The organism is 'Nostoc azollae' 0708 (assembly GCF_000196515.1).
Taxonomy (GTDB): Bacteria; Cyanobacteriota; Cyanobacteriia; order Cyanobacteriales; family Nostocaceae; genus Trichormus_B; species Trichormus_B azollae.
Map to the genome: position 1 here is coordinate 2,659,647 of NC_014248.1, position 26,681 is coordinate 2,686,327.

The 26,681-nt window shown below is 42.7% G+C and carries 40 protein-coding genes; 36 read left to right on the top strand and 4 right to left on the bottom strand.

Translation table 11 applies throughout. The features are described from left to right. The first annotated feature begins 2 nt into the window (after window positions 1–2). Both AAZO_RS12135 and AAZO_RS12140 read left to right on the top strand, forming a co-directional pair. A complete protein-coding gene (locus AAZO_RS12135) occupies window positions 3–515 on the top strand; it encodes a hypothetical protein (protein WP_013191463.1) in 513 nt (170 codons plus the stop codon). A gap of 4 nt (window positions 516–519) precedes the next feature. Continuing rightward, on the top strand, window positions 520–1,050 hold the full coding sequence (locus AAZO_RS12140) for an AMIN domain-containing protein (protein ID WP_013191464.1): 531 nt from the start codon (window positions 520–522) through the stop codon (window positions 1,048–1,050). Window positions 1,051–1,270: 220 nt separating this feature from the next. Here AAZO_RS12140 and AAZO_RS12145 read toward each other — a convergent pair whose 3' ends face one another. Beyond that, entirely contained in the window at window positions 1,271–1,810 is a 540-nt protein-coding gene (locus AAZO_RS12145) for a DUF3172 domain-containing protein (protein WP_013191465.1), read from the bottom strand. A gap of 176 nt (window positions 1,811–1,986) precedes the next feature. Then, the gene (locus tag AAZO_RS12150) at window positions 1,987–2,319 is read right to left on the bottom strand and encodes a XisI protein (RefSeq protein ID WP_013191466.1); all 333 of its coding nucleotides are present in this window, start codon (window positions 2,317–2,319) and stop codon (window positions 1,987–1,989) included. A 275-nt stretch (window positions 2,320–2,594) separates the two neighbouring features. Here AAZO_RS12150 and AAZO_RS12155 point away from each other — a divergent pair, with 275 nt between their 5' ends. Further along, window positions 2,595–3,053 carry a hypothetical protein gene (locus AAZO_RS12155; protein WP_013191467.1) on the top strand — a complete coding sequence of 153 codons (459 nt, stop codon included), beginning with the start codon at window positions 2,595–2,597 and terminating at the stop codon, window positions 3,051–3,053. Window positions 3,054–3,117: 64 nt separating this feature from the next. On the opposite strand, the gene ndhN is transcribed toward AAZO_RS12155, so the two are convergent. Continuing rightward, a complete protein-coding gene (gene ndhN / locus AAZO_RS12160) occupies window positions 3,118–3,594 on the bottom strand; it encodes an NAD(P)H-quinone oxidoreductase subunit N (protein WP_013191468.1) in 477 nt (158 codons plus the stop codon). A gap of 869 nt (window positions 3,595–4,463) precedes the next feature. On the opposite strand from ndhN, the gene rplC reads away from it, so the two are divergent. The 33 genes from rplC (at window position 4,464) to cydB (ending at window position 25,329) form a co-directional block, all read left to right on the top strand. Next, window positions 4,464–5,099 (top strand): 50S ribosomal protein L3, encoded by a 636-nt coding sequence (rplC, locus tag AAZO_RS12165; protein ID WP_013191469.1) that lies wholly within the window; start codon window positions 4,464–4,466, stop codon window positions 5,097–5,099. 69 nt (window positions 5,100–5,168) lie between these two features. Then, entirely contained in the window at window positions 5,169–5,801 is a 633-nt protein-coding gene (gene rplD / locus AAZO_RS12170; RefSeq protein ID WP_013191470.1) for a 50S ribosomal protein L4, read from the top strand. Beyond that, window positions 5,794–6,108, top strand: a complete 315-nt coding sequence (locus AAZO_RS12175) for a 50S ribosomal protein L23 (RefSeq protein ID WP_013191471.1) — start codon at window positions 5,794–5,796, stop codon at window positions 6,106–6,108. Before rplD ends, AAZO_RS12175 begins: the two co-directional genes overlap by 8 nt. Window positions 6,109–6,239: 131 nt before the next feature. Beyond that, entirely contained in the window at window positions 6,240–7,103 is an 864-nt protein-coding gene (gene rplB / locus AAZO_RS12180) for a 50S ribosomal protein L2 (protein ID WP_013191472.1), read from the top strand. Between the two features lie 149 nt (window positions 7,104–7,252). Continuing rightward, the gene (gene rpsS, locus AAZO_RS12185) at window positions 7,253–7,531 is read left to right on the top strand and encodes a 30S ribosomal protein S19 (RefSeq protein WP_013191473.1); all 279 of its coding nucleotides are present in this window, start codon (window positions 7,253–7,255) and stop codon (window positions 7,529–7,531) included. Between the two features lie 161 nt (window positions 7,532–7,692). Then, a complete protein-coding gene (gene rplV / locus AAZO_RS12190; RefSeq protein WP_013191474.1) occupies window positions 7,693–8,052 on the top strand; it encodes a 50S ribosomal protein L22 in 360 nt (119 codons plus the stop codon). A 55-nt stretch (window positions 8,053–8,107) separates the two neighbouring features. Further along, the gene (rpsC, locus tag AAZO_RS12195; RefSeq protein WP_013191475.1) at window positions 8,108–8,863 is read left to right on the top strand and encodes a 30S ribosomal protein S3; all 756 of its coding nucleotides are present in this window, start codon (window positions 8,108–8,110) and stop codon (window positions 8,861–8,863) included. Window positions 8,864–8,945: 82 nt separating this feature from the next. Continuing rightward, complete coding sequence (gene rplP / locus AAZO_RS12200) at window positions 8,946–9,371, top strand: 50S ribosomal protein L16 (RefSeq protein WP_013191476.1); 426 nt, start codon at window positions 8,946–8,948, stop codon at window positions 9,369–9,371. A gap of 3 nt (window positions 9,372–9,374) precedes the next feature. Next, window positions 9,375–9,602: a 50S ribosomal protein L29 gene (gene rpmC, locus AAZO_RS12205; protein ID WP_013191477.1), complete on the top strand. Its 228-nt coding sequence runs from the start codon at window positions 9,375–9,377 to the stop codon at window positions 9,600–9,602. A 6-nt stretch (window positions 9,603–9,608) separates the two neighbouring features. Beyond that, complete coding sequence (gene rpsQ, locus AAZO_RS12210) at window positions 9,609–9,860, top strand: 30S ribosomal protein S17 (protein WP_013191478.1); 252 nt, start codon at window positions 9,609–9,611, stop codon at window positions 9,858–9,860. Between the two features lie 42 nt (window positions 9,861–9,902). After that, window positions 9,903–10,271: a 50S ribosomal protein L14 gene (gene rplN, locus AAZO_RS12215; RefSeq protein WP_013191479.1), complete on the top strand. Its 369-nt coding sequence runs from the start codon at window positions 9,903–9,905 to the stop codon at window positions 10,269–10,271. Then, the gene (gene rplX, locus AAZO_RS12220) at window positions 10,271–10,618 is read left to right on the top strand and encodes a 50S ribosomal protein L24 (RefSeq protein ID WP_013191480.1); all 348 of its coding nucleotides are present in this window, start codon (window positions 10,271–10,273) and stop codon (window positions 10,616–10,618) included. The genes rplN and rplX overlap by 1 nt, the downstream gene beginning before the upstream one ends. Window positions 10,619–10,735: 117 nt before the next feature. Further along, window positions 10,736–11,284, top strand: coding sequence for a 50S ribosomal protein L5 (gene rplE, locus AAZO_RS12225; protein ID WP_013191481.1), 549 nt, complete (start codon window positions 10,736–10,738; stop codon window positions 11,282–11,284). Window positions 11,285–11,304: 20 nt separating this feature from the next. Then, window positions 11,305–11,706: a 30S ribosomal protein S8 gene (gene rpsH / locus AAZO_RS12230; protein WP_013191482.1), complete on the top strand. Its 402-nt coding sequence runs from the start codon at window positions 11,305–11,307 to the stop codon at window positions 11,704–11,706. A 147-nt stretch (window positions 11,707–11,853) separates the two neighbouring features. Continuing rightward, a complete protein-coding gene (gene rplF / locus AAZO_RS12235) occupies window positions 11,854–12,402 on the top strand; it encodes a 50S ribosomal protein L6 (RefSeq protein WP_013191483.1) in 549 nt (182 codons plus the stop codon). Window positions 12,403–12,404: 2 nt separating this feature from the next. After that, on the top strand, window positions 12,405–12,767 hold the full coding sequence (rplR, locus tag AAZO_RS12240) for a 50S ribosomal protein L18 (protein WP_013191484.1): 363 nt from the start codon (window positions 12,405–12,407) through the stop codon (window positions 12,765–12,767). Between the two features lie 83 nt (window positions 12,768–12,850). Further along, window positions 12,851–13,375 (top strand): 30S ribosomal protein S5, encoded by a 525-nt coding sequence (rpsE, locus tag AAZO_RS12245; protein ID WP_013191485.1) that lies wholly within the window; start codon window positions 12,851–12,853, stop codon window positions 13,373–13,375. A gap of 48 nt (window positions 13,376–13,423) precedes the next feature. Further along, window positions 13,424–13,867: a 50S ribosomal protein L15 gene (rplO, locus tag AAZO_RS12250; protein ID WP_013191486.1), complete on the top strand. Its 444-nt coding sequence runs from the start codon at window positions 13,424–13,426 to the stop codon at window positions 13,865–13,867. A 119-nt stretch (window positions 13,868–13,986) separates the two neighbouring features. Further along, a complete protein-coding gene (secY, locus tag AAZO_RS12255) occupies window positions 13,987–15,300 on the top strand; it encodes a preprotein translocase subunit SecY (protein WP_013191487.1) in 1,314 nt (437 codons plus the stop codon). Next, complete coding sequence (locus AAZO_RS12260; RefSeq protein ID WP_013191488.1) at window positions 15,300–15,854, top strand: adenylate kinase; 555 nt, start codon at window positions 15,300–15,302, stop codon at window positions 15,852–15,854. The genes secY and AAZO_RS12260 overlap by 1 nt, the downstream gene beginning before the upstream one ends. Before the next feature lie 237 nt (window positions 15,855–16,091). Next, window positions 16,092–16,316, top strand: a complete 225-nt coding sequence (gene infA, locus AAZO_RS12265) for a translation initiation factor IF-1 (RefSeq protein ID WP_006276978.1) — start codon at window positions 16,092–16,094, stop codon at window positions 16,314–16,316. A 115-nt stretch (window positions 16,317–16,431) separates the two neighbouring features. Beyond that, window positions 16,432–16,545, top strand: a complete 114-nt coding sequence (gene rpmJ, locus AAZO_RS30210) for a 50S ribosomal protein L36 (protein ID WP_013191489.1) — start codon at window positions 16,432–16,434, stop codon at window positions 16,543–16,545. 105 nt (window positions 16,546–16,650) lie between these two features. Next, window positions 16,651–17,031 (top strand): 30S ribosomal protein S13, encoded by a 381-nt coding sequence (rpsM, locus tag AAZO_RS12270; RefSeq protein ID WP_013191490.1) that lies wholly within the window; start codon window positions 16,651–16,653, stop codon window positions 17,029–17,031. Window positions 17,032–17,084: 53 nt separating this feature from the next. Beyond that, the gene (gene rpsK, locus AAZO_RS12275) at window positions 17,085–17,480 is read left to right on the top strand and encodes a 30S ribosomal protein S11 (protein ID WP_013191491.1); all 396 of its coding nucleotides are present in this window, start codon (window positions 17,085–17,087) and stop codon (window positions 17,478–17,480) included. A 348-nt stretch (window positions 17,481–17,828) separates the two neighbouring features. Beyond that, window positions 17,829–18,773 carry a DNA-directed RNA polymerase subunit alpha gene (locus tag AAZO_RS12280; RefSeq protein WP_013191492.1) on the top strand — a complete coding sequence of 315 codons (945 nt, stop codon included), beginning with the start codon at window positions 17,829–17,831 and terminating at the stop codon, window positions 18,771–18,773. A gap of 33 nt (window positions 18,774–18,806) precedes the next feature. Further along, the gene (rplQ, locus tag AAZO_RS12285; protein WP_013191493.1) at window positions 18,807–19,157 is read left to right on the top strand and encodes a 50S ribosomal protein L17; all 351 of its coding nucleotides are present in this window, start codon (window positions 18,807–18,809) and stop codon (window positions 19,155–19,157) included. 113 nt (window positions 19,158–19,270) lie between these two features. Continuing rightward, the gene (truA, locus tag AAZO_RS12290; protein ID WP_013191494.1) at window positions 19,271–20,098 is read left to right on the top strand and encodes a tRNA pseudouridine(38-40) synthase TruA; all 828 of its coding nucleotides are present in this window, start codon (window positions 19,271–19,273) and stop codon (window positions 20,096–20,098) included. 95 nt (window positions 20,099–20,193) lie between these two features. Beyond that, window positions 20,194–20,649, top strand: a complete 456-nt coding sequence (rplM, locus tag AAZO_RS12295; protein ID WP_013191495.1) for a 50S ribosomal protein L13 — start codon at window positions 20,194–20,196, stop codon at window positions 20,647–20,649. Continuing rightward, complete coding sequence (gene rpsI / locus AAZO_RS12300) at window positions 20,649–21,065, top strand: 30S ribosomal protein S9 (protein ID WP_013191496.1); 417 nt, start codon at window positions 20,649–20,651, stop codon at window positions 21,063–21,065. Before rplM ends, rpsI begins: the two co-directional genes overlap by 1 nt. 117 nt (window positions 21,066–21,182) lie before the next feature. After that, entirely contained in the window at window positions 21,183–21,416 is a 234-nt protein-coding gene (gene rpmE / locus AAZO_RS12305; RefSeq protein WP_013191497.1) for a 50S ribosomal protein L31, read from the top strand. Between the two features lie 98 nt (window positions 21,417–21,514). Then, window positions 21,515–22,609, top strand: a complete 1,095-nt coding sequence (gene prfA, locus AAZO_RS12310; RefSeq protein ID WP_013191498.1) for a peptide chain release factor 1 — start codon at window positions 21,515–21,517, stop codon at window positions 22,607–22,609. 252 nt (window positions 22,610–22,861) lie between these two features. Next, window positions 22,862–24,307, top strand: a complete 1,446-nt coding sequence (locus AAZO_RS12315) for a cytochrome ubiquinol oxidase subunit I (protein WP_013191499.1) — start codon at window positions 22,862–22,864, stop codon at window positions 24,305–24,307. 8 nt (window positions 24,308–24,315) lie between these two features. After that, window positions 24,316–25,329 carry a cytochrome d ubiquinol oxidase subunit II gene (gene cydB / locus AAZO_RS12320; RefSeq protein WP_013191500.1) on the top strand — a complete coding sequence of 338 codons (1,014 nt, stop codon included), beginning with the start codon at window positions 24,316–24,318 and terminating at the stop codon, window positions 25,327–25,329. A 1,166-nt stretch (window positions 25,330–26,495) separates the two neighbouring features. Here the strand turns inward: cydB and AAZO_RS33755 are convergent. Next, window positions 26,496–26,681, bottom strand: a complete 186-nt coding sequence (locus tag AAZO_RS33755; RefSeq protein WP_144031287.1) for a hypothetical protein — start codon at window positions 26,679–26,681, stop codon at window positions 26,496–26,498.

A 26,681-nucleotide genomic window follows, 5' to 3' on the forward strand; every position in this document is an offset into this window, starting at 1 on the left:
CTATGATCAATCATTTCAATTTTAAGTCCTTAGTGTTGTATGGAGTAGCGATCACATCAGTTCTAATCTTATTCAAAACAGTCACCGCATATGGTGAAAATCATCTCCACGCTACCTCCCCCATTAACAGCCGCTATAGTCTTACCCTGTCCAAAAATTTGCCAAACTGCAAACAAACAAACAAACTGATTCTCAATATTCTACAATCTGGTATTTACCTAAATGCCTCATTATCACCAGTAATCACCAATGCAGATACAGAACAACAGCTTAATCTCACAGGCATCTTAGAAAATCAAAACCTAGATTTATCTGGCAAAATAGACATTGCCAATTTCTGTCAAGATCCTGCTTCTCAGATAAAAGCAATTCAACCGATTGCAATTCAAATGTCACAAATCAATCTAGATAATATTCCCGGTCAAATAAAACTTAATCAAAATTCCACAACTTTAGAATTTACCGCTATACCACAAACAGATCAAAAAGCAAAACCCAAATCAAACAGCCATTAACATAATGAAAATTAAACTCAGAAACCAGAAAATTTTCTCCTTATATCCTTTTAAAGTTAGCTTATTTAGCTTATTATATCCAGGCATTACCCTCAATAATGGCAATAGTATCGCCGCTGCAACATTCGGGAGACTCAACAAATGTTACTTTAACGCCAAATCACAGCAACTAGAAATTTCCCTTTCCTCAGCCACAACCCCTGAGTATTTCTACCTTGATCAACCCCCGCCTTTAGTTGTAGATTTGCCTAACACCAAATTAGGTAATGTTGACACCCAAAAAAACTATCCTGGAACCATCCAAAGAATTCGCGTTTCCCAATATAGCCCTAACATTACCCGCATAGTCATAGATTTAAAACCAGAAGGTTTTATAGATGGTAACCAAGTGAAACTTCAGCCCCTTTGCCCAAAAAACCCAAATCCTTGGGTTTTACGCCCCATATTTTCCTATAATAGCACTTCTCTAGGCAATCAACCATTTATGATTTTACCGCCCTCAACACTCAAAACCCTTCTCAACTATCCAACTTAATGATTCTCCCAATTTCTCAGATCATCCGAATACCATTACCATCCCCAATTCTTCACCCAATGTTCCTAATTCCCAGAACTATACAGATCAAATTATCAATATTCCCATAATTGAATTTGGTCAACCACTACCCACTATTAAATAAAAATTCAAAAGTCAAAATTTGAAATAGGGAATATTTATCTTTCTTCTACCTCCTAACTCCTGAATTATTACATTTTTAGAATCTTTCTGTATCCTGAGAAGGTCCAACTGCTCCCGGTTGAGATAAGAAAAAGTTTTGAGCAGATTCATTTTGATATATACACCTAATATCTGGCTTTTCACTGTCCAAGTTACCAGTAAAGCCAAAAGTATTCAGGCGATTTTTACATTCTCTCACCTGATCTGATGTGACAAGTTTTTTATTTTCTAAAATTGCCCAGTTATTCTGCCGGAGAACACATCCAGGACGGATATTCGGTTGGGCAACATAAACATTAAAAGGATTGAGAGTCACAAACAGTCTGGCATCCATCACCATCGCACTAGCGCCATACTGCACACAAATTTCAGGGTTTGGTGCCCTCGTATCAATAAATTCACGGGAAGCTACATTTGATGGAGTCAAAGTAGTTGTAGAACTAAAAGCAATCCCAATCCCAATACCCAAAATCAATACACCTCCCAAAATAGCAATGGTGGTGAAGTTAAATATAGGGGATTGGAAAACAGAGGGTTTAGAAGTAGTAGCTGATCTACCAGTAGGTTTACGTCTCATTTTTGCTTAATCACCTTCACGCCAACTTGGGGGGAGTGCTTGATTCTCTCGCTACCTTAGTATGGCGAGTCTTGAGGAAAATTGTCCCTTATTTTCGATCTAATTCCCATAGCTCTTGTGGAATGGGTATGTTATTCACTTAAAAAGTGAAATACTCAGTACATGCTTTTTAGAGTTTATCCCACTGCAAAATCGGTGTAATGTCGCAATTTCGGAGGATTAAAACCTAAAACAATGTCTTTCTTGGGAACACTAAGTTTAACTAATTCATTAGCAATACCAACTTCTGTGCCATCCTGGTGAACCCAAATGTTGCCATCACTAATATCAAGATGCAGGACAGTACCATAAACTTGCTTGGAGTTACCCCAACCAACATATACTAGTTGATAGTGGTCGTATTCAGTATCAAAAATAGTTTCAGCTTGAATGCGTTTATCCCAAACTAATTGAGCGCGTGCAGTTAGGGGACCTTTTATATGCTGTCGGTATTCATCAATGGTAGCCATTGTTCGATTACTTCCTCATCAATAATAGACCTATTACAGAATTTTTTATGTGGTAGGATAGAGAGCTTTAGATTTTATGTATTTTTGGTGTTCTTTGGGCTCGCTAATTCAAACATAACCCTGTAACTCTAACTTTTGGCTAAAACAGCGCGATCGCTAACTTACCAACAGAGTCTTTCTCAAAAAATTCTCATAAACAAAGTTTTCCAAAGTTTATCTCCCAAACTACTCAACAAAACGATAATCTGACTGCATAGTGGAGAAAAAACCCAGTAATGACCCAGCCTTCTAATATCCGCCAACTGTTAACTGATGCCAAACTAGGACTGCTACCATATCTAGATAACCGCCTCAATGAGATAGCCAACTCCTGGCAGCAACTAGAAAATCTGCATTTAGAGCCTTATGATATTGAGTTGGGAGAATGCAACACCATAGCCGCAAACGAACCTAGACCTCTAATTACTCAATCAGTTTCCCTCAAATGCTTTATCACTGGTAGTAGCAAAGATAAATTAGAACTCTTACTTTTAGCATCAGAATTACAAAATTCCCTAGACGCAACCATCTTTGAATGGAGTAACCGAGAATGGTATCAATTTGAGAAACCCTTGCGGCGACCAGTAACACAAATTATAGGTCGTTTAGATTGCGAACTGCAAGAAAAACCTGCTCATTCTTGCCGTCTAGGCATCTATCGAGAATTTGATTTAATCTACACCATCAGCTTTTGAAGCACAGATGATTAGAGTCAGCAGTCAGTTAAACAACAACTGACCACTGACCACTAACGAGTGACTAACTAGCTAACAGCGTCTTTTCTAGAGGAGTCCAACGGAAATAGCGATCGCCACCCCGTTCAATCACAACTTTTACCCGTGGTTCCAACTTCGGCAAGTTAGCCAAATACTCAACTTCCTGATTAGAAAGAATATGTCCCTCAATAATCCATAGCAATAGACCCTTAGACTTAGGTGGTAGCTGTTCTAGATGAGAACTGATCATCGGTGGTAGATAATGCACCTCACCCACAGCTGCACCACTACCAGTGCTTTTTTTGCCCAGATGAGGAGGTCTAACTCCATGAACTCTTGTCAAATATGCAGCAACGTCTCCTAGTCCCCTGGCAGTAATGTGGAGGCTAATATAGCCAGCAGCCCGCAATCGCCGACGATGCCGACCTTCATAGCCTCCTTCCAGAGGAACATATACACCCAGAGCGCCAAATTTCTCCAAATCGCGGATTAAACCATTGCCAGTGGTAATTAGTGCCATAGATTTTCGTCTTATCCCACTTAGATATCTCTATTATTCACCCTTTGATGGTAGATTAAGTTAGATTAAGTCACAGAATTTTAGCAATATCGGGCATCAAGCGTAGGCAATCATGTAATTTCCCTTGTTTATTGATCCCCCAGGCAAAACCTTACCACTAAATTACTAGACAAAAATAAATTAATGATTTATAGTATTAGATTGATTGATGATTGTGACCAAATACTAAAATTAAGTATAGTTTGTTAACTTAGCACCCTCAACCCGTGAAGCATCGAAGATTTGATGCCCTCACAATTTGCCCAGATATAATCTGGTGTAAATGTACAAGAGACTGCTAAACTAGAAAAACTTTCAGGTCAAACTCAGAAGCTAATGGCTATCAACCCAAAGCCAAAATAAAAGCTTCAGCCCATGTTCACTCCCGCAGCCCCTAAAAAAAGGCAAATCCTCAAACAATAGTTTAAGGTATTTAGAGAAGTAGAGCCTGAATAGCAATTTTCAGGAAACGGATACTGAGCGGTAATTCCCCACTTAAGTCCCACTACAGTCGGAGAGTGCCCGAGCAATCGCTTGGACGAAAGCATTGCTGCACACAGCGCAAAGCAATAACCTCTTGATTGATTTCAGAAGTAACACCTTAGTAAAACCTTTTCATAAGGAAGGTAATTATTACTGTTCTGGTAACCAAGTGAGTGAACAATAAACGGATTCACCAAACAGCAGACTCGTTGTTACGTCACGAAAAATTTGCACTGTCTAACGCCAGTCCAAATTTCGGAGGATAAACTCTCTCGGATGACGTTATTCAAACTTGTCTCTAAAAATCCGATTCCAAGGTCAGCAAGTAGAAAGGAGAACCGGTTACTGTGTCTGTAGGTATTCTCGGCACCAAGCTGGGCATGACCCAAATATTTGACGAAGCAGGAGTAGCCATTCCTGTTACCGTAATTCAAGCCGGTCCATGCACTGTTACACAAGTTAAAACAAAACAGACTGACGGTTATTGTGCCATTCAAGTTGGTTATGGCGTAGTAAAACCCAAGGTCTTAAACAGACCCCTGCTAGGACACTTAGCTAAATCATCAGCTCCAGCATTGCGGCACTTAAACGAGTATCGCACTGATGCCTCCGGTGATTATGCTTTAGGTCAAGAACTTAAAGCAGATATTTTTAGTGCAGGTCAGATTGTAGACGTAATCGGTACAAGTATCGGTCGCGGTTTTGCCGGCAACCAGAAGCGTAATCACTTCGGTCGTGGTCCCATGTCACATGGTTCCAAAAACCACAGAGCGCCTGGTTCCATCGGTGCTGGTACAACCCCTGGTCGTGTTTATCCCGGAAAACGGATGGCAGGACGTTTGGGAGGTACTCGAGTCACAATTCGCAAACTGACCATAGTGCGACTAGATGCAGATCGCAACTTAATCCTGATTAAGGGTGCCATTCCTGGTAAACCAGGTGCATTAGTGAATATCGTACCCACAAATAAAGTTGGTAGATAGTAAATAGTTTTAGTTGTTTAGCTGTTGTCAGCGTCAACTGACCACTGGCAACCGACAAAGGACACAAAGATGGTTGAGAGTGTAGTTAAAAATTGGCAAGGAGAGCAAGTTGGCGAAACCAGCTTTGACTTGCGAGTTGCCAAACAAGAAACAGCGGCGCATATAGTACATCGCGCCCTCGTCAGACAAATGACCAATTCTCGCCAAGGAACAGCCAGCACAAAAACTCGTTCCGAAGTCCGTGGTGGTGGTCGCAAACCTTGGCGGCAAAAAGGAACAGGTCGCGCCCGTGCTGGTTCTATTCGTTCACCCTTATGGCGTGGTGGTGGTGTGATCTTTGGACCTAAACCGAGAGATTTCAACCTAAAGCTAAACCGTAAAGAGAGACGTTTGGCACTGCGGACAGCCTTCGTTAGTCGGGCCGAAGATTTAATTGTTGTAGAAGAATTTAGCAACGAACTACAACGACCTAAAACCAAGGACCTGGTAGCAGCATTAGCCCGTTGGGGAGCAGCACAAGAACAAAAATCCTTGTTAATTTTGTCTGAAATAGCAGAAAACGTACTTTTGTCAGCCCGCAACATAGAGAACTTAAAGCTAATTGCCGCTGACCAGTTAAATGTTTACGATTTGCTCCACGCTGACAAAATCGTTGTGACACCAGCAGCTTTAGAAAAAATTCAGGAGGTCTACAGTGCCTAACTTTGACCCCCGCAACCTTGCCGACCTAGTGCATCGACCGATTCTGACAGAAAAGGCGACCATATTGATGGAGCAAAATAAATACACATTTGAAGTAACTCCAAAATCGAGCAAGCCAGAAATTAAAGCCGCAATTGAAGACTTGTTTCAAGTCAAAGTTGTAAAAATCAACACTGCCTTACCACCACGCAAACAGCGTCGCGTTGGTAAATTCATCGGTTACAAGCCCCAATACAAGCGAGCTATTGTCACCGTTGCACCTGGGGATGAAGACAAAATCAGAAAACTTCTATTCCCAGATGTCTAAGAATTTTAGATTTTAGATTTTAGATTTTAGATTGGGCTAGTAAATAATCGCCAAAAAACAATTAAAAATCAGAAATCGAAATCAATAAAATTCTCAAGCCCAAATCGAAAATCCGAAATCCAAAATTACTTATGGGTACTCGTTCTTATCGCCCTTATACCCCTAGTACTCGCCAAGTTACAATCTCCGACTTTGCGGAAATCACCAAAACTGACCCGGAAAAATCACTGACCGAATCAGTACATCGTCCCAAAGGTCGGAACAATCAAGGGCGGATAACCAGCCGTCGTCGGGGAGGCGGACACAAACAACTATACCGGATTATCGACTTTAAGAGAGATAAACGGGATATTGCTGCTACAGTCACAGCAATTGAATACGATCCTAACCGGAATGCGCGAATCGCCCTAGTTCAATATGAAGATGGCGAAAAGCGGTATATGTTACATCCCAATGGCTTGAAAGTCGGCACAACAATTATTGCTGGCGTTGATGCTCCCTTTGAAGATGGTAATGCCTTACCTTTATCCAAAATTCCTTTGGGTACTAACGTTCACAACGTAGAAATGACACCAGGCAAAGGCGGTCAAATTGTCCGTGCCGCTGGTGCAACAGCCCAAGTTGTGGCTAAAGAAGGTAATTATGTAACTCTCAAATTACCTTCTGGTGAAGTTCGCATGATTCGTCGTGAATGTTACGCCACCATTGGCCAAGTAGGCAACACTGACGCGAGAAACCTGAGTGCTGGTAAAGCCGGACGAAACCGCTGGAAAGGTCGTCGTCCCAAGGTTAGAGGTAGCGTCATGAACCCCGTGGATCACCCACATGGTGGTGGTGAAGGTAGAGCGCCCATTGGTAGATCCGGTCCTGTGACACCTTGGGGTAAACCAGCTTTAGGTGCGAAGACACGCAAGCGGAAAAAAGCAAGCACTAAATTAATTGTACGTCGCCGTCGTAAGTCTTCTAAGCGCGGTCGCGGTGGTCGTCAGTCTTAGAACTTGAGATTTTAAATTTTGGATTTTAGATCGGGTCTACTTGTAGGCATCGAAAATTGGGGAAACCTCAATGAGAAACCTAAAAATCCAAAATCCAAAATCCGAAATTCTAAATCCAAAATCCAAAATCCAAAATCCAAAATCGAACTATGGGTCGTTCTTTAAAAAAAGGTCCTTTCATTGCTGATCACCTACTCAGCAAAATTGAAAAGCTGAACGCTAAAAACGAAAAACAAGTAATTAAAACTTGGTCGAGAGCTTCGACAATTTTACCGATGATGGTAGGTCATACCATAGCTGTTCATAATGGTAGACAGCACGTTCCAGTTTTTGTCAATGAACAGATGGTAGGCCACAAGTTGGGAGAGTTCGCCCCGACACGCACCTACAGAGGTCATGGTAAAAGTGACAAAAAATCAGGGAGATAGTCATTAGTCATTAGTTACTCCCTTCCCAGTATGAAATTAGGGGTGTGGGATTCCACCTTACGCAGAAGCATTATCCCTCTACCCTATTAATTACTATGACCTTATTCTTTTAGTGGGAAGGGAGTATTAGCTAAAGACAAATGACAAAAACGGAGACAATTATGGCAATTGATACTACAGAAGTTCAAGCAATCGCTCGTTATATCCGCATTTCTCCCTATAAAGTGCGTCGGGTACTCGATCAAATCCGGGGACGGTCATATCGAGAAGCACTCATCATCCTAGAATTCATGCCCTATCGCGCCTGTGAACCAGTATTAAAGGTACTAAGAAGCGCGGCTGCTAATGCAGAGCATAACGAAGGCTTAGACCGAAGCGAACTAGTTATTACTCAGGCGTATGCTGACCAAGGGCCAGTTCTAAAAAGGTTTCAACCCAGAGCGCAGGGTCGAGCTTACCAAATTCGCAAACCAACGTGTCATATAACTGTCGCTGTTGGCGCTGGTGTCACTGGCAAATAACCAAGAGACAGACACAACTAATTGCGTACAGTAAGAAATTTTAGAGGAAGCATTTGTGGGACAGAAAATTCATCCAGTCGGTTTTCGTCTGGGTATTACTCAAGAACATCAATCTCGGTGGTTTGCCGTTCCTGATCGTTATCCAGAACTACTACAAGAAGACCACAAACTTCGTAAATACATAGACCAAAAACTGGGTAGATACGCTCAAAACAACGCTGGTATTTCCGAAGTACGTATTGAGCGCAAAGCTGACCAAATCGACCTAGAGGTCCGGACAGCTAGACCAGGTGTTGTAGTAGGTCGTGGTGGACAAGGTATAGAATCACTCCGTACCGGACTCCAAGAGCTTTTGGGCAGCAATCGCCAAATTCGCATTAACGTAGTTGAAGTTCAACGAGTTGATGCTGATGCTTACCTGATTGCTGAATATATTGCTCAACAATTAGAACGCCGTGTTTCTTTCCGGCGAGTAGTTCGTCAAGCTATTCAACGCGCTCAAAGAGCGGGTGTACAAGGAATAAAAGTTCAAGTCAGTGGTCGGCTCAACGGTGCGGAAATTGCCCGGACAGAGTGGACACGCGAAGGCAGAGTACCTCTGCATACATTACGGGCTGATATTGACTATTCTTACTGTACAGCACAAACAATTTACGGCATTCTGGGCATCAAAGTTTGGGTCTTCAAGGGAGAAATTATCCCTGGACAGGAAGAAACACCAGCCCAACCAACAACACGCGAACGCGAACCTCGTCGTCGTCAACAACAACGCCGTCGCCAGCAGTTTGAAGATAGATCAAATGAAGCATAGTCGTTAGTCAGTAGTCATAAGTTAGTGGCAAAAACTGACAACTGACAACTGACAACTGATGACCACCGAAAAATAGCAAACCATGTTAAGTCCTAGAAGAACTAAATTCCGCAAACAACAACGCGGACGAATGGAGGGGCTGGCCAACCGTGGTAGTACCCTGAACTTTGGGGATTTTGCTCTCCAAGCTCAAGAACCAGCTTGGATTACCTCCCGCCAAATAGAGGCTTCTCGTCGGGCAATGACCCGTTATATCCGTCGGGGTGGCAAAATCTGGATTCGCATTTTCCCCGACAAACCTGTCACCATGCGTCCAGCAGAAACTCGGATGGGTTCTGGTAAAGGTAATCCAGAATTTTGGGTAGCAGTAGTCAAGCCTGGACGAATTTTATTTGAAATCGCTGGTGTTTCTGAAGAAATAGCTCGTGAAGCCATGCGATTAGCTGCCTATAAGCTGCCAATTAAAACTAAGTTTATTGTCCGCTCTCAACCACAGGAGCAGGAGTAGGATATGGCTCTTTCTAAAATTTCAGAAGCTAGAGAATTAAGTGACGACAAACTGGCTGAAGAAATTGTCGCTATTAAAAGACAACTATTTCAGCTGCGCTTGCAAAAAGCCACTCGACAACTAGAAAAACCCCACCAGTTCAGACACGCCCGTCATCGTTTAGCCCAACTATTAACAGTAGAGGGAGAACGCAGCCGGGTAGCAAGTCAATCGACTAAAGAAGAAAAGTAGGAGATTATGGCAGTCAAAGAACGAGTTGGCTTGGTAGTGAGCGACAAAATGCAAAAAACGGTCGTGGTGGCTGTAGAAAACCGCTCTCCTCACCCCAAGTACGGCAAAATTGTAGTTCAAACCCGGCGCTATAAGGCTCACGATGAAGATAATCACTGTAAAGTGGGCGACCGTGTGCGTATTCAGGAAACTCGACCCCTGAGCAAAACTAAGCGTTGGCAAGTCACAGAAATCCTCAATGCTAAAGCTACAACATAAATAGTTGTTATAAAATTAACAACTCTAACCGGGAGACTAATTGTGATTCAACCCCAGAGCTACCTAAATGTTGCTGATAATAGCGGAGCGCGTAAGTTAATGTGCATCCGTGTATTAGGCGGAGGAAACCGTCGTTATGGCGGTGTGGGCGATAAAATTATCGCCGTTGTTAAAGATGCCCAACCCAACATGGCTGTAAAAAAGTCTGATGTTGTCGAAGCTGTAATTGTTCGTACTAGGAAAAGTATTAATAGAGACAGCGGTATGAGCATTCGTTTTGATGATAACGCGGCAGTTATCATTAACAAAGATGGTAATCCCAGAGGTACACGGGTATTTGGCCCTGTAGCACGGGAATTACGCGATAAAAACTTTACCAAAATAGTTTCTCTCGCGCCGGAGGTGCTGTAATGGCGAAGCCAGAACCGAAAGTTTTTCATAAAATGCACGTCAAAACTGGCGACACTGTACAAGTAATTGCTGGTAAGGATAAAGGTAAAGTTGGTGAAGTAATCAAAGCACTACCCCAACTCAGCAAAGTGCTGGTCAAAGGTGTGAATATTAAAACTAAGCACGTTAAACCTCAGCAAGAAGGGGAATCTGGGAAAATCGTTACTCAGGAATTTCCTATTCATAGCTCTAACGTGATGCTCTATTCCAGCAAACAAAACATTGCCAGTCGCGTTTGCTACACTTTCACAGCCGAAGGGAAGAAAGTTAGAATGCTCCAAAAAACAGGCGAGATTTTAGACAAATAACCTGTAAATAGGGTGAGATTTTAGATTTGAATAGATTTAGATATTTTTAATTCAAATTCTAAAATCCAAAATCTAAAATTCCCTGACCAAGACCAGGGATAATCAGGACAAAAAACTATGGCGACAACCAGACTCAAGAATTTATACCAAGAGACAATTGTCCCGAAGCTGACCCAACAGTTTCAATATACCAACGTTCATCAAGTACCGAAGGTCATAAAAATAACTGTTAACCGGGGTTTGGGAGAAGCGGCTCAAAATGCGAAAGCATTAGAAGCTTCTTTAAACGAAATTGCACTGGTTACTGGTCAAAAACCAGTAGTGACAAGGGCAAAAAAGGCGATCGCAGGCTTCAAAATTCGTCAAGGTATGCCAGTTGGCATCATGGTGACTCTCAGAGGCGAACGGATGTATGCCTTTCTCGACCGACTGGTTAGCCTGGCACTGCCCAGAATTCGCGATTTTCGCGGTGTTAGTCCTAAAAGCTTTGACGGGCGGGGTAACTACACTCTGGGTGTACGAGAACAGCTAATTTTTCCAGAAGTTGAGTACGACAGCATCGATCAAATCCGTGGTCTTGATATTTCAATTATCACCACAGCAAAAAATGACGAAGAGGGTCGCGCCTTACTCAAAGAAATGGGAATGCCCTTTCGCGATCAATAAGTTCATCTAAAGAGGGAACGATGGCGGCTAACGACACAATTGCAGATATGCTGACGCGCATCCGCAATGCTAATCTGGCAAGGCATCAAACTACACAAGTGCCAGCAACCAAAATGACTCGCAATATCGCTAAGGTCCTTCAGGACGAAGGCTTTATTGCTGAATTTTCCGAATCTGGAGAAGGGATCAAACAAAATCTGGTGATTTCCTTGAAATACAAGGGTAAAAATCGTCAGCCCTTGATCACAGCATTGAAACGAGTGAGTAAACCTGGTTTGCGTGTTTACTCCAATCGAAAAGAATTACCAAGAGTGCTAGGTGGTATCGGTATTGCCATTATTTCTACATCCAGTGGTATCATGACCGACCGCGAAGCGCGTCGTCAGAACTTGGGTGGTGAAGTGCTTTGCTACGTTTGGTAAGACAAGGAGTATGGCTGCACCAAGCTCCGCTATCAGGAGTTCAGGAGTTCAGGAGTATGGCTAACGCCACGCTATCAGAATTTTTAGGGGTTATTAACCAAAACTCATCACTCGCAACTCAAAACTGACAAAGGACAAAATTAAGTCATGTCTCGTATTGGTAAATGTCCAATTACTGTTCCCGCTAAAGTACAGGTGGCGATTGATGGCTCTAAGGTAGTAGTGAAAGGCCCAAAAGGAGAACTTTCTCGCAATCTACCTCCTCATGTCACAGTCTCCCAAGAAGGGGAAACATTACTAGTAACTCGTCGTGATGATACTCGTACTTCCAGGCAGATGCATGGTTTAAGCCGCACCTTGGTGGCCAACATGGTGGAAGGAGTTTCCCAAGGTTTTCAACGTCGTTTGGAAATTCAAGGGGTCGGTTATCGCGCCCAAGTTCAAGGCCGTAACCTAGTTTTGAATATGGGTTATAGCCATCAGGTGCAAATTGAGCCGCCAGACGGAATTCAGTTTGCAGTGGAAGGTACTATTAATGTCATAGTCAGCGGCTATGACAAAGAAATTGTAGGTAACACAGCAGCTAAAATTCGTGCCGTTCGTCCACCAGAACCTTACAAGGGTAAAGGTATTCGCTATGTCGGTGAAGTGGTCAGACGGAAAGCTGGTAAGACCGGTGGTAAAGGTAAGAAGTAAACATGAAACTTACTCGTAGAGAATCAAAAAATCGTCGTCATCGGCGCGTGCGTGGCAAAGTCAGTGGTTCCCCAGAACGGCCACGCCTAGCTGTATTTCGCTCTAATGAGCATATTTATGCTCAGGTAATTGACGATACCCAACATCAAACCCTCGTGGCAGCATCCACCGTTGAACCAGAGTTGAAATCTAATTTAGCTTCTGGGGCTAATTGTGATGCTTCAGCGCAAGTTGGTAAGTTGATAGCAGTGCGGTCATTAGAAAAAGGCATCACCAAAGTCGTATTTGATCGCGGTGGCAACCTCTATCATGGACGCATCAAAGCACTAGCTGAAGCAGCACGCGAAGCTGGTTTAGATTTCTAAAGTCATCGGGCATTAGGCATTGGGAAAAACTAATGGCTAATGACTAATGACTAATGACAACTGACGTTGAGAGAACTTTGATTATGGCAGCGGGTCGTCGTAAAGCAAACCGAGCAAAGAAAGAAGAAACTAACTGGCAAGAGCGAGTCATCCAAATCCGCCGTGTTAGTAAAGTTGTTAAAGGTGGTAAAAAACTCAGCTTCCGGGCTATTGTGGTCGTTGGTAACGAGCGCGGTCAAGTCGGTGTGGGCGTGGGTAAAGCCTCTGATGTAATTGGCGCAGTGAAAAAAGGTGTCGCTGACGGCAAAAAGCATCTCATTGATATTCCCATTACGAAATCTAATTCCATCCCTCATCCCATTGATGGTATTGGTGGTGGTGCTAAGGTGATGATGCGACCAGCAGCTCCAGGTACAGGGGTAATTGCTGGTGGTGCAGTTCGGACTGTATTAGAGTTGGCAGGAGTTCGTAATGTTCTCGCCAAGCAACTCGGATCTAATAATCCTCTGAATAATGCCAGAGCTGCAGTTAATGCTCTATCTACGCTGCGTACATTTGCTGAAGTAGCTGAAGATCGTGGTATTGCGATCGAGAAACTCTACATCTAGTAGATTAGATGGGATGCTTTTTTAGTGTAAAAAACTACTAATCACAATATGAGACTCAACGATGTTAAGCCTCAAAAAGGCTCAAAAAAACGCCGTAAGCGTGTAGGTAGAGGTATTTCTGCCGGTCAAGGCGCTAGTGCTGGTTTAGGGATGCGGGGACAAAAATCCCGTTCTGGTAGTGGTACTAGACCTGGGTTTGAAGGTGGTCAACAGCCATTGTACCGCCGAGTACCGAAGTTGAAGGGTTTCCCTCTCGTTAATCGTAAAACTTACACTACGATTAATGTAGAGAAGCTAACCTCCCTACCAGCTAATACAGAAGTAACTTTAGCGTCTTTAAGACAAGCAGGTATTCTTACTGCTGTTAAAGGTCCGTTAAAAGTTTTGGGCAATGGGGAGTTGAATGTTCCTCTCAAGGTGCAAGCAGCAGCTTTCACTGGACAAGCTCGTATCAAAATTGAGGCAGTTGGTGGGAGTTGCGAAGTCCTATGAAGGATGAAGGATGAAGGATGAAGGATAAAAAATGAACAACTTAATACTTCAAATTTATTTCTCACTTCAGACTTCATATTCTTCACAATTCAGACTTCATACTTCAAAGGTAGAACTCTATGATCAGTCGAGACAAAGCCCCAACGGCTCAAGAAACTTTTATGCAGATGGCGCAAGCAGCCGGACTGAGAGGTAGGCTGCTTGTTACAGTCGGTATTTTAATTTTGGTTCGCCTGGGTATCTTTTTACCAGTTCCAGGAATTAACCGCGAGAGATTTGCCGAAGCTATATCGGGTAATAATTCCATATTCGGTTTATTGGATATATTTTCGGGACGAGGACTTTCTACTTTAGGCGTATTTGCCTTGGGGATTTTGCCGTTTATTAATGCGTCCATTATTATCCAATTGTTGACTGCTGCTATTCCTTCTTTAGAAAATTTACAGAAAAATGAAGGTGAGGCAGGTCGTCGCCAAATATCACAAATTACCCGTTATGTGACTGTAGCCTGGGCAATTATTCAAAGTGTGGCTTTTTCGGCATTATTCCTCCAACAATTTGCCTTGAACCCAGGACCAATATTTGTAGCAGAAACTGCGATCGCTCTTACCGCTGGTTCTATGTTTGTCATGTGGGCATCAGAACTAATTACAGAACGGGGTATTGGTAATGGTGCATCTTTGTTGATTTTTGTCAATATTGTTGCCTCCCTACCAAAATCATTGGGTGACACCATCGACTTGGTACAAGTAGGCGGAAGGGAAATAGTTGGTCGCGTCATTGTCCTGGTATTGGTTTTCTTAGCAACCATTATCGGAATTGTGTTTGTTCAGGAAGGAATGCGCCGTATCCCTATTATTTCTGCTCGTCGTCAAGTAGGTAGGCGAGTCTTGGCAGAGCAGCGCAGCTTTTTACCCTTGCGGCTGAATCAAGGTGGCGTAATGCCCATCATTTTTGCTGCGGCTATCCTCAGTTTGCCACTACTAGTTGCCAATTTCACTAAAAATGCGGACTTGGCCAATATAGTTAACACTTACCTGAGTCCTAGCGGTTCTGGATCTTGGGTGTATGCTTTGGTATACATGATTTCTATTGTCTTCTTCAGCTACTTCTATTCTTCGTTGATTCTCAACCCAGTAGACGTAGCCCAGAATTTGAAGAAAATGGGTTCGAGTATTCCCGGTATTCGTCCTGGTAAGGCTACCAGTGAGTACATTGAGCGTGTCAGCAGCAGACTAACTTTTTTAGGCGCACTCTTTTTAGGCTTAGTGGCTATTATCCCTACTGCTGTAGAAAGCACTTTAAATGTACCAACCTTTAGAGGTTTGGGAGCTACCTCTTTATTAATTTTAGTTGGCGTGGCGATTGATACCGCAAGGCAAATCCAAACCTACGTTATCTCTCAACGGTATGAAGGAATGGTGAAACAATAGTGACGCGATTAATCTTCTTGGGACCGCCAGGTGCTGGTAAAGGAACTCAGGCTAAAAACTTGGCTGAATTTTTGCATATTCCCCATATTTCCACTGGTGATATTTTACGGCAAGCGATTAAAGATCAAACGCCTTTGGGTCTCAAAGCACAAGTTTATATGGATAAGGGCGAGTTAGTTCCCGATCAACTTGTGGAAGATTTGGTTAAAGAACGTCTTAATCAACCAGATGCCCAAAATGGCTGGATTTTAGATGGCTTTCCTCGTAAAGTAACGCAAGCAGCTTTTTTGGAGGAATTACTGACCACTATAGGACAGGGTGGCGAAAAAGTAGTCAACTTGGATGCACCAGATGAAACTGTCATCTCTCGGTTGCTGGGACGCGGCAGGAAAGACGATAGCGAAGATGTGATTCGTCGTCGTTTAGAAGTCTACCGTGAGGAAACCGCACCCTTGATTGATTATTATGGCGCTCGCCATAAACTCCTCACAGTTAACGGTAATCAGTCTCCAGAAGAAGTCACCACCGAATTACAAAATCTCATAGCTGCTTAAGGGGACAGTAGGGGGAAGCAGAGGATCAATGGAGATAAGGCAAGCAAAGGTAAATATTTATCTTTATTTTACCAATCCCCAGTCCCCAGTCCCCAGTCCCCAGTCCTTAATCCCCAGTCCTTAATCCCTTTTAGCTCAGATATATTAATAAACTGTTGATATATTTCGCAAATTGTGTTTTCGTGCCAATTGTATCTGTGGCAAGGGAACAATAAATTATAGAGTTGAGGAAAAAACTTGTCTAAACAAGATTTGATTGAAATGGAAGGAACTGTCACCGAATCATTGCCCAATGCGATGTTTCGAGTTGACCTGGACAACGGCTTTAACGTCCTAGCACACATTTCCGGCAAAATTCGCCGTAATTACATCAAAATTTTACCTGGTGATCGCGTCAAAGTGGAGTTAACTCCCTACGACCTCACAAAAGGTAGAATTACCTACCGGCTACGGAAGAAGTAAATTTATGTCCAAAATCCTACCATAAACCAGATTTTTTGGGGATTCCCCATTTACTTAACTGAATTATTTTCTCTAGAAATGCTATAATTTACTATTTGGAGTCAAGTAAAAAGGCATGAAAGTCAGAGCCTCAGTCAAGAAAATTTGTGAAAAATGTAACGTGATCAAACGCCGTGGTCGCGTCATGGTAATTTGTGAAAACCCCAAGCACAAGCAACGTCAGGGATAAACACTCTAACTACTACAGCTTGGTGCAGACTAATTCACCACCCAAGGACGCGATTAATCACGTTTTGGCAACTGCGATTAAGAACAAAAGAGGGAGATATTCATTGTGGCACGGATTTCCGGAGTAGACCTTCCCCGCGATAAGCGCATTGAGATTGGTCTAACTTACATTTACGGAATTGGGTTATCAAGGTCGCAAGAAATCCTAGCGGCAACAGGTGTGAACCCAGACACCCGCGTTAAAGACCTAAATGATGCTGATATAGCTGCTCTGCGAGGAGAAATTGAAAGCAACTATCAAGTTGAAGGTGACTTGCGCCGCTTAGAGGCGATGAACATAAAGCGCCTCGTTGATATTGGCTGTTATCGAGGCCGTCGTCATCGTATGGGCTTACCCGTTAGAGGACAAAGAACCCGCACCAATGCTAGAACCCGACGTGGGAGAAGGCAGACAGTGGCAGGTAAGAAGAAAGCCCCTGGCAAATAAAGTTTTTTGCTTGCTAACCCAAGCACTTTTTACCCCAAATTCACTAAACAAATATGGCGAGACAACCAACAAAAAAATCCGGGAGCAAAAAGCAAAAACGGAACGTACCTAACGGTATGGCCTACATTCAGTCTACTTTCAACAATAGCATTGTCACCATCACCGATCAAAATGGAGATGTCATCTCCTGGGCTAGTGCTGGTTCTAGTGGATTTAAAGGGGCAAAAAAAGGAACTCCCTTTGCTGCCCAAACTGCCGCTGAAAGTGCAGCCCGTCGAGCCATTGATCAAGGGATGCGTCAAATTGAAGTGATGGTCAGTGGTCCGGGTGCAGGAAGAGAAACTGCTATCCGCGCACTGCAAGGAGTAGGATTGGAAATTACCCTAATTCGGGATATTACCCCCATCCCTCACAATGGTTGCCGTCCACCTAAGCGTCGTCGCGTTTAGACAAAACCTGTTGAGCGATGAAAGTGGAAAATTGAAGCAAAGGTAAAACACCTGTAATGCCATCTAGGTCATATAAAGTCTAAACTGCTTTTGCACGGTGAATGCTGGTAAACTTTATAACCCTTGCGTGATGAAAAAGCACGTCAGCTCTTCCCATAGGGAGGGCTGCACAACTTTAGAAAATACTCAAAATTATCAGTGCCTGTGGTACTGAATTCGGGATCTAAACTTTACCAACTTTAAAATGTTGGCAGTTTGATCAACCTTAACAACAGATCAGGCAATAAAGTAAATTCGAGAGGCAATTTATTTGCCTGCTAGCAGCACCTTAACAAGGGAGGCTACTCCGTGGCGCAGTTTCAAATTGAATGTGTAGAGTCTAATACAGAGGAAAGTCGGAGTCATTACAGTAAATTTGTTCTTGAGCCTCTAGAACGTGGTCAAGGAATAACAGTAGGCAACGCGCTGCGGCGGGTTTTACTTTCTAATTTAGAGGGTACAGCAGTTACAGCAGTGCGTATTGACGGTGTTAGTCATGAGTTTGCCACAGTTCCAGGTGTGCGAGAAGACGTGCTGGAAATCCTGATGCGAATGAAGGAAGTCATACTCAAAAACTATTCTTCTCAGCCTCAGATTGGTCGGTTACTTGTTAACGGACCAGTAACAGTCACTGCGGCACATTTTGATTTACCCAGTGAAGTAGAAGTCATTGACCCAACCCAGTATGTAGCTACCATAGCAGACGGTGGCAAACTGGAAATGGAATTTCGCATTGAGAGAGGTAAAGGATATCGCACTGTAGAGAGGGGAAGAGAAGAAGCTACATCTTTGGACTTTCTCCAAATCGACTCTGTGTTTATGCCAGTGCGAAAAGTCAACTACAGCGTTGAAGAAGCTCGTGGGGATGGATCGCTCAAAGATAGACTGCTGTTAGAAGTTTGGACTAATGGTAGTATTTCCCCTCAAGAAGCACTATCCTCAGCAGCTGGAATTTTGGTAGATTTATTCAACCCCTTGAAAGATATCTCCCTGGAACCAACAGATACAGGTTCAGATATTCCAGACGATCCAACTGCTCAAATTCCCATTGAAGAATTGCAACTTTCTGTCCGAGCTTATAACTGTCTCAAACGGGCGCAAGTTAACTCTGTGGCAGATTTGTTGGATTACACCCAAGAAGACCTCCTAGAAATTAAAAACTTTGGTCAAAAGTCAGCGGAAGAGGTAGTGGAAGCTTTACAGCGACGCTTAGGCATTACCCTACCGCAAGAAAGAGGTTCTGCTCCAACCTAAGCCACAATCGTTAATAACAAGTAGTCCATTATTATGCGTCACCGTTGTCGAGTCAAAAAACTCAGTAAACCAGCTGACCAGCGCCGCGCTCTGTTGCGAGCGCTAACTACAGAGCTAATCCGTCATGGTCGAATTACTACGACTTTAATTCGTGCTAAAGTAGTACGTAGTGAAGTTGATAGAATGATTACCCTGGCTAAAAACGGCTCTTTGCCAGCACGTCGGGCTGCACTAGGCTATATGTACGACAAAGCACTGGTTCACGCTCTATTTGAGCAAGCTCCCACTCGGTATGCTAACCGCCAAGGGGGTTATACTCGTATTCTCCATACTGTTCCACGTCGGGGCGACAACGCGGAAATGGCAATTATCGAACTAGTTTAAAGTTATTAGTCATAGGGAACAGGGAACAGGGAACAGAGGGAAATAAGAAGATTAAATTATTGCCCATCACCTATTGCCTATTGCCTTCTTCCACTGACAACTGACAAACAAGTATGTTAGAAAGCCGCCAGCCTACACCAACTTATCGAGTCGCCTTGGTTATTCAATACCGAGGAACTCATTTTCGTGGCTGGCAACGGCAATCATGCCAGCGAACCGTCCAGGAAGAAATAGAAACAGCTATAGCTACTATTCTGGGGTATCATGTCACACTCCATGGTGCAGGAAGAACCGATGCCGGAGTTCACGCAGCGGCTCAAATAGCTCATTTTGATGCTACTGGTTTTATTCCCGCACACAAGTGGGCAACAGTTCTAAACAGTTATCTACCGCCGGATATATTAATCCGAGCTTCTGCCAGTGTAAATGACTTTTGGCACGCTCGTTTTAGTGCAGTTTCTCGACGTTATCGCTACACAATATACACTGAAGTTTTACCGAACTTGTTCGTAAACCCCTTCAGTTGGCATTATTATTATGCGCCCTTGGATGAATCTGTAATCCAAGCTGCCCTTAAACCTCTGCTGGGAAAACATCATTTAGCTGCTTTTCATCGTGCAGGATCAGCCAGATCACATTCCTGGGTAGAAGTACAAGTAGCCGAGTGTCATCGTAGTGGGCCATTTATCCATATTGAAATTCAGGCAAATGGATTTTTGTATGGGATGGTGCGGCTTTTAGTCGGGATGCTAGTACAGTTAGGTTCTGGACAAGTGACACTCGATAATTTCACTGAAATCTGGAAAGAAGAACGCCGGGAAAAAGTGAAATATGCCGCGCCTCCCCAAGGCTTATGCTTGTTGCGAGTAGAGTATCCAGATTTTCCTTTTCCCAAAGAAATTTGGTACGACACCCAACCATATTTACTGTTTGGTCATTAGTAACAGGGAACAGGGAAGAATGACCACTGATAACTGTCAACTGATCACTGATAACTGTCAACTGACCACTGACAACTGACAAAGGACAAATAAAAATGAGTAGTAAAACTTACCTTCCTCCTCAAGCATCTCTTGAGCGCGAGTGGTACGTAGTAGATGCCACCGACAAACGCCTTGGCCGCTTGGCCAGCGAAATTGCTATGGTTCTAAGAGGTAAAAGAAAAGCTGAATATACTCCCCACTTAGACACAGGTGATTTCGTTGTTGTCATCAACGCAGAAAAAGTAGCGGTGACAGGCAAAAAACGTACTCAAAAATTTTACCGTCGCCATTCTGGTCGTCCTGGTGGGATGAAAACAGAGACCTTTGCTAAATTGCAACAGCGCCTACCAGAACGGATTTTAGAACACGCTGTTAAAGGTATGCTGCCTAAGAACAGCTTAGGTAAGCAATTATTTACCAAATTGAAAGTTTACGCTGGACCTACTCATCCCCATGAGGCTCAAAAACCTAAAGAACTAATAGTTAATACAATTCCTGGAGAAAACTAATGCAAGTAGCAGAAGCCAATAGCGGTCGCGCCGTTTACTGGGGTACTGGTCGCCGTAAATCAGCAGTAGCACGGGTACGCCTGGTTCCCGGCGAAGGTAACTTTGTGGTTAATGGTAAAGAAGGAGAATTATACTTCCAATTCAATGCCAACTACCTCGGAGCTATCAAAGCGCCCCTGGAGACTTTAGGACTAGAAAGCGAATATGACATTCTGGTTAAAGCAGAAGGTGGTGGTTTGACAGGACAAGCAGATTCTATCCGCTTGGGTGTAGCCCGTGCCTTGTGTCAACTAGATCCAGATAATCGTTCACCTTTGAAAATTGAAGGTTATCTGACTCGTGACCCACGAGCTAAAGAACGGAAAAAATACGGTTTGCACAAAGCTCGGAAAGCACCTCAATACTCCAAACGATAGGGGACTGGGGACTGAGGACTGGGGACTGGGCAAATTTCCGTACCCATCATTTCTAATCCTTAATCCCGGTGGAAACCTGAAAGTTCTAATTGATATAGATTCACCACAAAAGGAACAATGGCTAAACCTGATATTCATCCCCAGTGGTATCCAGAGGCTAAGGTCTACTGCAACGGTCAAGTTGTGATGACTATCGGCTCTACTAAACCCGAACTGCACGTAGATGTTTGGTCTGGAAACCACCCGTTTTATACTGGTACACAGAAAATTATTGATGCTGAGGGTCGAGTTGAACGCTTCCTCCGCAAATACGGTATGTCTGGCGAGCAGAGCGGCAAAAACAAAAAGTAGCCGGTTGGCTGTAGCTGTTAACGACGACCCTACATTAATGCAGGGTCGATTGTCATTTAATGCTCGAGCCAACTTGTTATTTTAATGGGATTGTACTCATGGCTGAAACATACCTGCTGGAGAAACTTCAATCTGTTGAACAAACTTTTCATGAATTGACTCGTCGCCTGGCCGACCCTGATACGGCTAAAAACCCTGATGAGTATCAAAAAATTGCTAAGTCTCGTTCTTCGTTGGAAGAGGTAGTTAATACTTATGAAACTTGGAAAATTGCTCAGGAAGAATTAGTAGGGGCGCGTCAGGTACTGAAAGAGTCAAATAGCGATCCTGAGTTGCAAGAAATGGCGGCTTTGGAAGTCAAAGAACTGGAAGAAAAGCTGGAATATTTAGAAAGTCGCTTGAAGGTGTTGCTATTACCCTGTGATCCCAATGATGATAAAAACATCATGTTGGAAATTCGCGCTGGTACTGGTGGCGATGAAGCGAGTATTTGGGCTGGAGATTTGCTGCGGATGTATTCCCGCTATGCTGATACTCAGGGTTGGAAAGTGAAGCTAGTCAGTCAGTCTCTAGGTGAGATGGGCGGCTTCAAAGAGGTGATTTTAGAAATTCAAGGTGATAGGGTATACAGCAAGCTGAAGTTTGAAGCGGGAGTACATCGTGTGCAGCGCGTTCCAGCTACGGAATCTGGGGGCAGGGTTCATACTTCTACAGCTACTATTGCTATTATGCCGGAAGTGGATGATGTAGAAATACATATTGACCCGAAAGATATTGAAATGAGTACAGCCCGTTCTGGTGGTGCTGGTGGACAGAACGTAAACAAGGTGGAAACGGCTGCGGACTTGTTCCACAAACCGACAGGAATCAGAATTTTTTGTACAGAAGAACGTAGCCAGTTGCAAAATAAAGAACGGGCTATGCAAATTTTGCGGGCTAAACTCTATGAAATTAAGTTACGGGAACAACAAGAGGCTGTTACTTCGATGAGGCGATCGCAAGTCGGTACAGGTTCCCGTTCTGAAAAGATTCGCACCTACAATTATAAAGATAGTCGGGTAACTGACCACCGTTTAGGTAACAACTTTACCCTTAACCCTGTCTTAGAAGGTGATTTAGAAACCATAGTCCAATCTTGTATATCTCAATATCAACAAGAGCGTTTAGCAGAATTAGTTGCCTCTAACAACTAATTTGATTTTCACAAATCAAACCTTCAGATCCCCGACTTCTTAGAGAAATCGGGGATATTGTTGTATGGCTATAGCTTGTGTAATGACGTAGAAATTATACACCAAGCTGGTCTATCATATTTTATTGAAAATTCCTGTATTAATCATGTTCTACAAAATTGGTTTTCATAGTTTAAATGTAGACTTTAGAGGTATTCGCATCAGCAGGTAACCTTTATCCTAGAAAGAGTAGCGACCTAATGGAGAGAATTCATGGAATTTTTATCCGATTCCATCGTCTTATCACGGATGCAATTCGCACTCACTGCAATTTTTCATATACTTTGGCCTGTTCTGACTACAGGAATGGGCATTTATCTAGTTATAGTTGAAGGACTATGGCTAAAAACTCGTAACCCAGATTATTATTTACACGCTCATTTTTGGTCTAAATTCTATGTTCTTAATTTCGGTATTGGTGTAGCTACTGGTATCCCAATGGAATTTCAATTTGGAACAAACTGGGCTCCATTTTCGGAAGCTGTAGGTAACTTTTTTGGTAGCGTTATTGGCTTTGAAGCTTCTTGGGCTTTTATGCTGGAAGCTGCTTTTTTAGGAATTATGTTATTTGGTTGGGAGCGCGTCAACCCAACGATTCATTATCTTTCGACAATTTTGGTAGCTGTTGGTGCTAACCTGTCAACATTGTGGATTTTAACAGCAAATTCCTGGATGCAAACTCCTGCTGGTGGGGAATTAGTTAATGGTAAATTTGTTGTCCATGATTATTTTGAAGCAATTTTAAATCCCTTCATGATTAACAGTGTGCTGCATATGTTTTTTGCCACACTGGAAACATCTTTATTTGTGATTGGGGGAATTAGTGCTTGGTATATTCTGCAAAGACGAAATACAGCTTTTTTTTCTAAGTCTTTAAAGATAGTTTTAGCAGCTGCGATCGCAGTAGCTCCACTACAAATATATATCGGACACCTCAGTGGTGAACAGGTTTATCACTATCAACCCACCAAACTGGCGGCAATGGAAGCACAATGGAAATTTTCACCTGCGGGAAAACCTGCTGATTGGAGTTTATTAGCTATTCCCAACGCAAAGGCCGAGAAAAACGACTGGGAAATTACTATTCCCAACGCACTAGGTTACATTCTGGAGTTTAAACAAAATCTTTCTCAACCAGTACGGGGTTTAAAAGAGTGGAAACCAGAAGATAGACCAAAAATGGTAGGTTTAATTTATTATGCCTTCCGCATCATGATCGGCATTGGCTTTTTCTTCGCTGGATTGATGTTATTAAGTTCCCTGCAATGGTTACGGGGTAAACTTTCAGCCGATAATATTAGTCAGCAACGCTGGTTAATGTGGGGTTGGGTATTTGCTGCACCTTTAGGTTACATTGCTGTAGAGTCAGGTTGGATAGTACGTTGTGTAGGAAGACAACCTTGGGTATTGTATGGAAAAATACGCACAGTAGACGCAGCTTCTCATTTACCTGCTAGTAATGTTTTAGTTTCCCTAACTAGCTTTACTACAGTTTACACTCTTTTATTTATTGCCGCCTTGTACTTTAGTAGTCGCATTATTCGCACCGGGCCAAATCTTGATTTACCAATTCCTGGTGTAGAAATTACCAAACCCGCAGTAGATACAACACCAGCAGAATTTGTGCCAGATGAACGTCCTGTAGAAGCCCAACAGTAGGAGATTCTATGGAGACGCTACAATATTTTCTCCCTCAAGTTTGGTTTGTGATTTTAGCTTTTTTCCTCTTTCTTTACGTCATACTAGATGGGTTTGACTTAGGGGTGGGGATATTATCTCTCACATCTTCTGATGAACAACGTCGGGGAATTTTGATGACTAGCTTAAGTAATATTTGGGATGCTAATGAAACTTGGTTAGTTCTCATGGCTGGAGGTTTATTTGGTGCATTTCCTCTTGCCTATAGCACAATTTTAAATGCTTTGTATATCCCGATTTTAATAATGATATTCGGCTTTATTTTCCGGGGTGTAGCGTTTGAATTTAGGGAATTATCCCAACGTAAAATATTTTGGAATTTGGCTTTTGGGGTGGGAAGTTTCACTGCTGCACTAGGTCAAGGTTTTGCATTAGGTGCAGTTTTAAAAGGTATCAAAGTTGATGAAAATGGGCATTTTATTGGTAGCACTTGGGACTGGTTAAGTTTACCCTCTATCTTGGTCGCGTTAACTTTAATTCAAGGCTACGTTTTAATTGGTTCTACATATTTAGTTTGGAAAACTACCGGAGAATTACAAAATACTCACTATAAAACCGCGAAACTTGCAGCTTGGACGACTTTAATTGGTGCAGTGTTGATTACAATTACCACACCCATAATTTATGAAGGTGCGAGGATGCGTTTGTTTCAACAGCCATTGGTTTATATCTTTGCTTTGATTCCAGTTTTGGGAGTGTGGTTAATTTGGCAACTTCTACAAAGTTTAAACCGCAAGGAAGAACGCGCACCTTTTATCTGGACTATTTTGTTATTTGTGCTTACGTTTCTGGGTTTGGGTTTGATTATTTTCCCCTACATTATCCCCAGACAAATTACGATTTATGAAGCTGCTGCTGATCCTAGTTCCTTGGTAATAATGATCATTTTTATCGGTTTTCTGATTCCGGTGATGTTGTTTTATAATCTGTATCAGTATATTGTCTTCCGAGGAAAGGTGACTGGTGGAGAGTATGGGGAATAGTTGATATACTAAAAACGGTTTAAAAGTATTATTCTGAACCTTCTCAGAGCGTCTCTGAAAGAGATATTGAGGAATCTCCGAGATACTAGAGCCTACGGCATGCTACGTGTTAACGCAGTGTCCCGAAGGCATACGCTGGCTGCACTATGTTACCCGTGGCTTACGCCACACTGCGCTATCAGTATGACATAAGTTCAAGTTTCACCCGTTTGCAGTATAACTAGCTTTTTTGCGCGGATGGATAGGTGTTAAAAATCAAGAAACTGAAAAAATGGCTGTATCCCTTGATAGGCTTGATTTTGCAGCTGTTAATGTTATTCACCTATCCGCGCACCTTACCCACACTGGGTTTCAGCGCTTTTTGCCCTTGACACATTTTCTAGAATGGACTATGATAATACCATCCGTGCAATGGAACCTTAGAAAACTACATATAGTATATAGGCTTTCAGCGTCCCGCTATTGCAATTCCAACTAATCCCTATTAGGGATTGAAACGGTCACATCTCCACACAAAGATTTGTTCAATATTGCATTGCAATTCCAACTAATCCCTATTAGGGATAGTTTATAAAGTAACCCCTACATTGTAGATTGCATTATAGCAACGCTTAAAGTACCATATCTATCGGTGCGTAACGGTTAATTGTCACTCTCTAAAACTCCCAAATTCTTGCATAGCCGTAACACACCCTACTGAATATTTAGTTTATAAATGGGCTTTTAGGGATTTGTATTTTGCGTTACAAGCCAATCCTTTTAGTTTGCCCTTAAGGACTCAGGTCTAAGGTAGAGGGATTAAAGAAGGTGTATGGAAAGCAGAGTGAACCATGGCTTTCATAGGTTGGTCAAAAAACTCAATTAGAGAAAGTGCTTGACGGCGACAAGTTTGTATAACGGTCAATAAATTGGCAGGATGTTGGAATAGCTCCAGAGAAAGAGAACCACCACAGACTTTTCCTTGTGTCAGTGCTAAACCTAACCTTGGTTCAGCTAAATTATGATCAAGGTCTATTGCCTAAGGAAGGTAAAAGTTTACCAGGTTCCCCTGGGGCTTGATCAATGAATGAATGGAAGATTCAACTTTTGGTTGAAACTAGGATGGGCAAGTCAAGAATTCATGAAGGTTTTGGGTTTGTTGGAATAAAGGGTAGTTTTTAAAACCTTCATCTATGAGGTCCATGAATTTTGTGCCAATTTCTTGGTGATTGAAGCCAGGAATCTTGATTAGTGTCTTGAAGTGACGGGGTAGGGTAGAGATGTGCCTGACATTTCTGTTGAGCTGTGACCGCATAATCGTTATAGGCAGTAAAGTCATCAGAACTGAGTACACCAGAGTAACTTGAACCCAC